Genomic DNA, 1,449 nt, shown 5'->3' with positions numbered 1-1,449 from the left:
CCTACGAGCGGTTACCCTAGTGGGGTGTCTTTCTTTAACGAGCGAGGAGATCAACATGCAAAACGTAACGCTGATCGGCATTGATCTTGGGAAACACTCTTTCCATCTCCACGGACAGGATGCGCGCGGCAAGGCGATCTTCCGCAAGAAATGCAATCGTAAACAGCTCACCACCTTGCTCGCTACATTCCATCCCTGCACCGTTGTGATGGGAGCCTGTGCCGGCGCGCATCACATGGCACGTCAGCTGATAATGTTCGGCCATCACGTTAAGCTTATTAGTCCTCAATTTGTCCGCCCGTTCGTCAAAGGCAATAAGAACGATGCCATTGATGCAGAAGCGATTTGTGAAGCTGCCTCTCGTCCTAACATGCGCTTTGTGTCACCAAGAACTGAAGCGCAGCAAATTTTGAGCGCTCTGCATCGTGTGCGTGAGTCGCTCGTACGTGACCGGGTCAAGGCTTGCAATCAGATTCATGGCTTTCTGCTGGAGTTTGGCGTCAGCCTACCCGTCGGTCCAGGGGTGATCAAACGTCTTCCTTCCGTGCTGGCGGAACACCCTCTGCCAGCACGGCTGATTTCCATTCTCGAACGTCTACATTCGCATTACAAATATTTGGACGAGCAAATCACCGAGGTGGAACAGGACCTGCGGCGCCAGTTGCAGGAAGACGACCTGGGGCAGCGGCTGATGGGAGCGCCGGGTGTGGGACCAATCACCGCTAGTCTGCTTTCGGCCGAACTAGGCGATGGAAAGCAGTATGGCTGTGCACGGGATTTTGCAGCATCAATAGGATTGGTGCCGAAGCAGTACAGTACCGGCGGGCGAGCCAACCTGCTTGGCATTAGTAAACGCGGCGATAAAAATCTGAGATGTCTGCTGGTGCAATGTGCCAGAGCGTACATGATGCACCTCGATAAACAAAAAGGAATCTTGGCCGACTGGGTGCGTGCGATGCTTACACGGCGCCATTCTAATGTCGTGGCGTGTGCATTGGCAAACAGGTTGGCCCGTACAGTCTGGTCAATGGCTTTCCGCCGCAGTGAATATCATGCTGCGTAGGTGCCCATAGCAGCCTAAGCAGTATGTAAGTTTAAGAAGTATGAAGCACCTACCTGGTTTTGCGACTGTAGAAATTGGATGACATGAATGGCACAACGGCCTGGTGGAAAACCTGAGAAAAAAATTGGCCTTCGAGGTCGAAATTCTTTTAAGGACTGCCAGGCGCGACTTTCATCGTGGCGCGGAGAAACGATCTCCAACCAGACGCCGGATAGATTTACGCAAGCCAATCAAACCACCTAAAATCTACTCTTGCAAAAAGGAGGGTGACCATAGATTTTTTTGGTATCCACGCTGATGATGGGGGCGCCTGTGGCTTTGAATTGGCTACGCTGCTCGTCTATGTGTTCAAACTGTGCGTTTCGCTCTTTGGGCGATGCTCCCCT

1 protein-coding gene and 1 pseudogene are annotated in these 1,449 nt (G+C 52.4%); one reads left to right on the top strand and one right to left on the bottom strand.

The genetic code is table 11. The features are described from left to right. Positions 1 to 55 precede the first annotated feature (55 nt). Positions 56 to 1,063: an IS110 family RNA-guided transposase gene (locus FH061_RS30105; RefSeq protein WP_151639495.1), complete on the top strand. Its 1,008-nt coding sequence runs from the start codon at positions 56 to 58 to the stop codon at positions 1,061 to 1,063. A gap of 278 nt (positions 1,064 to 1,341) precedes the next feature. On the opposite strand, the pseudogene FH061_RS30100 reads toward FH061_RS30105, so the two are convergent. Then, positions 1,342 to 1,449: pseudogene (locus FH061_RS30100) on the bottom strand (ISAzo13-like element transposase-related protein); the annotation flags it as partial.

The sequence above is a fragment of the Noviherbaspirillum aerium genome, from assembly GCF_008929045.1.
GTDB classification, from domain to species: domain Bacteria; phylum Pseudomonadota; class Gammaproteobacteria; order Burkholderiales; family Burkholderiaceae_D; genus Noviherbaspirillum; species Noviherbaspirillum aerium.
The sequence above is the reverse complement of the archived record's forward strand: the minus strand, read 5'-3'. Positions and strand labels throughout refer to the sequence as shown.

Bases quoted from the DNA above. Each gene is read 5' to 3' on its own strand.
- FH061_RS30105 (WP_151639495.1), top strand. From the start codon at position 56: ATGCAAAACGTAACGCTGATCGGCATTGATCTTGGGAAACACTCTTTC.